Raw genomic sequence first — 5,400 nt, 5'->3', positions numbered from 1 at the left:
GGGTGGGACGGGGTCGGTCGACAGGTGACCGGGGTGTCCACCACAGCGGGCGGGCCGGGGGCGCCGAGGGGCCCGTTGATGCCGTTGAGCGCCTCGGTCACGTACGGCCCGAGCTCACCGGTGGGATCCAGGTCCCCGACGAGGTCCGTCAGTGCGTCCTCCACCGGCCCGGCGGTGGCCTGCGGGACGAGTGTGGGCGCGGCGGCGGTGGTCGTGACCACTGCGGCGAGGGGCACGGCCAGCGCGCCGGCGACGAGGGCGCCGGCAAGTCGGGAACGCAGGCGGCGTGGGGTGCGGGAACCGAGCATGGTGACTCCCAAAGAGTGTGAGGTCTCACAAGTATGCGAGTGCCGAGCGGGATCGGGTACCGCACGGACCTCGCGTTCTCGTCACGCGGGACGACTACTGCATACGCCGCCGTCACGGCGGCGACGGCAACCCGAGCTGACACGTTCCGGCACCTGCTGTCGGCTCGCCCCCGGAATCTACCGGTGAGACAGCAGTTCGAGTGCGATGACCGCCAGCGCGAGGAGGCAGTGGGCGGTGAGGATGGCGAGTCGTTGACCCCGTGGGACGGAGAGTCTGCGGACGGCGAGGATACCGACCGCGGCGAGTGTGCAGGTCGTGACCAGCATGGCGGCGACGAGGCCGGTCGCGGTGTCGTAGAGGCCGAAATGGGCGGGGATGAGGCAGATCACGGGAGGGACGGCAACGATTCCCGCGCCGAAGGTGTCGACCATCATGCGCCTGTGTTCGCCGGAAGTGGGGAGTTGCTCGTGGATCACCATGTGACTGAGCAGGCCCGCGACGTAGACCGCGCAGATGGTCGCCGTGACCGTGATGGCGAGCGTGCCGAGGGCGAGGCCCGCGGTCGGATGGTGGTCGTGGGCGCGGAGGGCGATGATGACGGCGAGAGTCGTGAAGGCGACGTAGATGCGCTCCTTCAGCGCCGAAGCCCGATGCATCCGCGTGAGGGCATCGCGGCCCGTGTCGGGTCGGGGCGCGGTCACCGGCGATTGTCTCTCCGGGCCGCGTAGGCGCGCATGAACGCGTGCGCGCCGTCGGTCATGATCCGCTGAACGCGCTCGGCGTCCGCACGTCGGCGGAGCGGCTCGTTGAGCACCCGGAGGGTGGTGAGGGCATGGAAGTGTTCGGCAGCCAGTTCGGGGTCATCCGCGTCGAGCAGACCGAGGTCGGCGAAATGTGCGAGACGTTCGGCGAGGGCCCGCGTGTGGGCGTCGCCCAGGGGGTGGTCGTCGAGTTCGGGCAGGAGCGTCTCGTTCTCGGCGATGAGTGTCACCGCGGCGGCGTAATGGGACGAGATGAGTTGGGAGCGTCCGAGGTCGATCGCGAAGCCGGTCACGGCGTGTTCGAGGTCGGCGACCTCCTCGGGGCTGAGCCGATCGGACAGGTGTGTGTCGATGAGCGCTCGTAGCGTCCCCAGTGCCGTTTCACCTGCGTCCTCGATGACGCCGAGCAATAGTCGTCGCTTGTCGCCGTAGTAGTCGTAGACGGTGCGCTTGGACACTGCTGCCCGCTCAGCGATCGCATCCATGCTGGTGCGCTCGACTCCGGACTGCACGAACAGGTCACGCGCAGCGAGCAGGATCGCCGCGCGCTTGTGCTCTTGTCCTCGTCGCACCGGCTTCGGTGTCGCTTCACCCATGGTCGTGCCCTCCTGAGACTGGGGCCGAGTCTACACTGAGGAGTGTAGATCTACACCACACGGTGTAGTGTAAAAATATGCAGACCGCCCCTCCGGCCTCCCTCGAGGCCCACGCGCTCGTCAAGCGCTACGGCGACGTCACCGCCGTGGACCGCCTCTCGTTCCAGGTCACCGCCGGAATCGTCACCGGCTTCCTCGGACCGAACGGCGCCGGCAAATCCACGACCCTGCGGATGTTCCTCGGCCTCGACAGGCCGACCAGCGGCGCGGCGACCATCGGCGGTCACCCGCTGTCGGACCTACCTCAGCCCATGCACGTGGTGGGTGCGATGCTCGCGGCCGACACCGTCCACCCGCGTCGTTCCGCCACGGATCACCTCGCCGCGGTCGCGCGCGCCGGTGGCGTTCCGCGACGTCGGGTCGCCGAGGTTCTGGAACTCGTCGGTCTGGCAGACAAGGGGCACCGCCCCGCGGGCGACTACTCGCTCGGGATGAAGCAGCGCCTCGGGATAGCCACGGCGCTGATCGGCGACCCCGGCATCCTCATCTTCGACGAACCCCTCAACGGCCTCGATCCCGAGGGCATCCGGTGGGCCCGGTCCCTCATGCGCGATCTCGCGGCAGAGGGGCGCACGGTGTTGTTCTCCAGCCACCTGATGGGCGAGATGGAACTGACCGCAGACCACCTCGTCGTGATCCACCACGGAAGACTCCTCGCCGACCAGCCGTTGTCGGCGTTCATCGCCGACCACACGAGCGAGTACGTCCGCGCGCGCACACCGAACCGGGACGGGCTGGATGATGCGCTTTCCCGCGAGGGGCTCCGCGCAGTCCCGGACCCGGGCTGCGCCGATGCGCTCTCCGTCGTAGGCACGACCACCGATCGTGTCGGCCACGTCGCCAACGTGTCGGGGATAGAGCTCTCCGAGCTCACTCTTGTCCGCGACTCCCTCGAGGACGCCTTCCTGACCATGACCGCCACCGAGCACGAGGCAGCCCGATGATGAACCTCCTCGCCGCCGAGTGGATCAAGACCCGCAGCGTCCGCAGCACCTGGCTGATCGCGCTCGCCACCGTGGTGGTCACCGTCGTGGTCAGCCTCCTCGGCATCGGCGGGCTCATGGCCGACTGGCAGGCGGACCTCCCCGCCGACTTCGACCCCACCGGCAACAGCCTCAAGGGAATCCTCGTCGGCCAGATCCTCATCGCAACCTTGGGCGCACAGGCCATCACCAGCGAGTACGCCACCGGGCAGATCGTCACCAGCCTCACCATCGCCCCCCGGCGCGGAGTCTTCCTGACGGCCAAGATCGCCGTCGCCACCCTGGTCGCCCTCGCCACCGCTGTGGTCACCGTGGCGTGCAGCTTCGGCGCCAGCCAGGCGGCACTCGCCGCCGCCGGGCTGCCGACCGCGGGTCTGACCGCCCCCGACACCATCCGCGCTGTCCTGTGCGCCGTGGCCTATCTCGTCCTGACCGCCATCCTGGGCCTGGCTTTCGGCACCCTCACCCGCAGTTCGACCGGTGCGCTGGCGATCATCGTCACCGTCGCCCTCCTCGTGCCGGCTCTGGCACCGGGCATGCCCGGCATCCTCGGCGAGATCGCCGGGACCTACTGGGCCAGGACCTTGTTGACCAGGCGCGTCGCGAAGTTGGGCGAGAACTTGGAGATGTTCGCGAGCACGGTCGTCTGCTCACCGACGCTGTAGGACGTGCGATGAAGGCGGCGGTCAAGGGTCGTCGGGTGGACGGACTGCCAGACCTTGTCCGCGACCTGCTCGGGAGTGATCTTGATGCCGAGAGTCCTGGTCGTCTTGGCCTTGGGGTCCGCGAGAGCGGTCTTGGCCCACAGCGGCCAGATCCCCACCACGCGCACGCCGTGCGGTGCCCACTCGAGCTCCAACGCCTCGGTCAGCCCGGCGACGTAGAACTTGGCAGCGCTGTACGTGGCGATCCCGGGCTGACCGTAGATCGCCGACGCGGACGCGATGTTGACCAGGTGCGATCCCGGCGTGGCCTTGAGGTACGGGAACGCGGCCTTGGCGCCGAGCGTCACGCCCAGCACATCGATGTCGATCTGGGCCTTGACCGCGTCAGCCGAGATCTCCGACAGGTCGCCGGCGACGAGAACACCCGCATTGTTGTCCAGGACGTCGAGCGTCCCTCCGGTGTGTGAGGTGAACTCCTCCAGCGCCCTCTCCCACTGCTGCATGTCGCGGACGTCGAGTTCCCCCGTGATCCAGTCGGGATGCCTCGACTGCACCGCGGCCAGGGCGTCCTTGTCGACGTCATACACCCCGACAGTCCATCCCTCGCGGCCGAATCGCTCCGCCGTTGCCAGTCCGATCCCAGCCGCCCCGCCCGAGATGAAGATCGATGCCATTCCCTGTCCTCCACACGCAAGTCCGATGCGGCGTGCCGCTCGGAGATATCCGATAGCCGACTGTACCGAGCATTGAACGGGAAAGGGAAAGCTGTATCAGTGTCGACCCGAGGAGACGCGGCTCGCGATCACCGCGTGGGGATGAGTGTCAGCGCTTCATGAGGGCGAACACGCCCCATCCGAGGTACTCACGCGTGAACCGCGTGTAGCGGGCGGGCGCGGTGGCGAGTTCCTCACGCACCTCCGGGGCCAGGTCGTCGTCGGGGTTCCGGTCGAGCCAGAGGCGCAGGTTGAGCCATTGGGCCGCTGTGTACCGGTCCCAGCTGTCCTGGTCGGCGAGCATCATCTCGACGATGTCGTACCCGAGATCGTGAAACGTCCCCATCAGGTCTGGGAGCTCCTGGAAGTCGGCGATGGCGGTGGCCTGGCAGGCGACGGCCGTCTCCTCGTCCGGCGGGGTCCGCCGCCAGTACGGCTCGCCGATCAGCATCACGCCTCCGGGACGCAGGCTGCGATCGAGCAATTCGATCGTCCCGGCGACACCGCCGCCGATCCAGGTGGCGCCGACACATGCGGCCAGATCAACCGGCTCGTCCGCGACATGGCCGGCGGCGTCACCGTGGATGAACTCGACACGGTCGGCGACGCCGAGTTCGGCGGCGCGGGCGCGGGCTGCCTCGGTGAAGACGGTGCTGATGTCCACCCCGGTGCCCGTGATCCCGTGATCACGCGCCCAGGTGCTCAACATCTCGCCCGAGCCGCTGGCCAGGTCGAGCGCGCGTGTTCCCGGGGCGAGTCGGAGGGCTTCCCCGAGGGCGGCGAGCTTGTCCTCGGTCAGTGGATTGTGGATCCGATGGCTGCTCTCGCGGATGCTGAAGATGCGGGGAAGGTCCATGACCGCGATTCACCTCCGTGGACCGCCACTCACCAGCGGCGACGGTGGTCCGACGATAGCACCGGCCGCGGACGTCGTGGTCGCGTGAAGGCCCTCGATCTCGACTCCCACCGGACGGACCTCACGTTTCCGCGGCGGCGGGCGACTACCCGCTGGAGCCGGTTGGCGAGGTGGGTGGCCGGGTCGTGTGAACGAGGCGGATGGGACGAGGGGAGGATCTGACACATGAGGGCAGCCTTCGACGGTGCGGTGGTCCGGCACGGGCCGACCGTCCTGCGCGTGTGCCGTGCGGTCCTGGGGGCCGGCCCCGACGCCGACGACGCCTGGTCCGAGACGTTCCTGTCCGCGCTGCGGGCCTGGCCGGACCTGCCGGAGGAGACCAACGTGGAGGCGTGGCTGGTCAGGGTCGCCCACCGTCGCGCGGTGGACGTGGTGCGCCGATCGTCGCGGTCGGCCG

At 68.9% G+C, this 5,400-nt stretch carries 7 protein-coding genes and 1 pseudogene; 3 read left to right on the top strand and 5 right to left on the bottom strand.

The genetic code is table 11. The features are described 5' to 3' along the window. The 3 genes and pseudogenes from G6017_RS06705 to G6017_RS06695 form a co-directional block, all read right to left on the bottom strand. Positions 1–308 (bottom strand): annotated as a pseudogene (locus G6017_RS06705) (esterase/lipase family protein); the annotation flags it as partial. 177 nt (positions 309–485) lie between these two features. Next, entirely contained in the window at positions 486–965 is a 480-nt protein-coding gene (locus G6017_RS06700; RefSeq protein WP_182616589.1) for a hypothetical protein, read from the bottom strand. A gap of 41 nt (positions 966–1,006) precedes the next feature. Continuing rightward, positions 1,007–1,666: a TetR/AcrR family transcriptional regulator gene (locus G6017_RS06695; RefSeq protein ID WP_182616587.1), complete on the bottom strand. Its 660-nt coding sequence runs from the start codon at positions 1,664–1,666 to the stop codon at positions 1,007–1,009. Positions 1,667–1,743: 77 nt separating this feature from the next. On the opposite strand from G6017_RS06695, the gene G6017_RS06690 reads away from it, so the two are divergent. Continuing rightward, a complete protein-coding gene (locus G6017_RS06690; RefSeq protein ID WP_182616585.1) occupies positions 1,744–2,670 on the top strand; it encodes an ABC transporter ATP-binding protein in 927 nt (308 codons plus the stop codon). Next, positions 2,667–3,374, top strand: coding sequence for an ABC transporter permease (locus G6017_RS06685; RefSeq protein WP_182616583.1), 708 nt, complete (start codon positions 2,667–2,669; stop codon positions 3,372–3,374). The genes G6017_RS06690 and G6017_RS06685 overlap by 4 nt, the downstream gene beginning before the upstream one ends. Here G6017_RS06685 and G6017_RS06680 read toward each other — a convergent pair. Further along, a complete protein-coding gene (locus tag G6017_RS06680) occupies positions 3,278–4,048 on the bottom strand; it encodes an SDR family oxidoreductase (RefSeq protein WP_182616581.1) in 771 nt (256 codons plus the stop codon). The genes G6017_RS06685 and G6017_RS06680 overlap by 97 nt on opposite strands. Before the next feature lie 148 nt (positions 4,049–4,196). After that, positions 4,197–4,943, bottom strand: a complete 747-nt coding sequence (locus G6017_RS06675) for an SAM-dependent methyltransferase (protein WP_182616579.1) — start codon at positions 4,941–4,943, stop codon at positions 4,197–4,199. A gap of 225 nt (positions 4,944–5,168) precedes the next feature. Between G6017_RS06675 and G6017_RS06670 the strand changes: the two genes are divergently transcribed. Further along, positions 5,169–5,400: RNA polymerase sigma factor (locus G6017_RS06670; RefSeq protein WP_182616578.1), on the top strand; the 232-nt coding region annotated here is incomplete at its 3' end.

This window comes from Dietzia sp. B44, assembly GCF_014145245.1.
GTDB lineage: Bacteria > Actinomycetota > Actinomycetes > Mycobacteriales > Mycobacteriaceae > Dietzia > Dietzia natronolimnaea.
Note: the sequence above shows the minus strand (reverse complement) of the source record. Positions and strands in the feature narration are given on the sequence as shown.

Excerpts from the sequence above, each read along its gene's own strand:
- G6017_RS06700 (WP_182616589.1), bottom strand. The coding sequence starts at position 965 with ATGCATCGGGCTTCGGCGCTGAAGGAGCGCATCTACGTCGCCTTCACG.
- G6017_RS06695 (WP_182616587.1), bottom strand. The coding sequence starts at position 1,666 with ATGGGTGAAGCGACACCGAAGCCGGTGCGACGAGGACAAGAGCACAAG.
- G6017_RS06690 (WP_182616585.1), top strand. The coding sequence starts at position 1,744 with ATGCAGACCGCCCCTCCGGCCTCCCTCGAGGCCCACGCGCTCGTCAAG.
- G6017_RS06685 (WP_182616583.1), top strand. The coding sequence starts at position 2,667 with ATGATGAACCTCCTCGCCGCCGAGTGGATCAAGACCCGCAGCGTCCGC.
- G6017_RS06680 (WP_182616581.1), bottom strand. The coding sequence starts at position 4,048 with ATGGCATCGATCTTCATCTCGGGCGGGGCGGCTGGGATCGGACTGGCA.
- G6017_RS06675 (WP_182616579.1), bottom strand. The coding sequence starts at position 4,943 with ATGGACCTTCCCCGCATCTTCAGCATCCGCGAGAGCAGCCATCGGATC.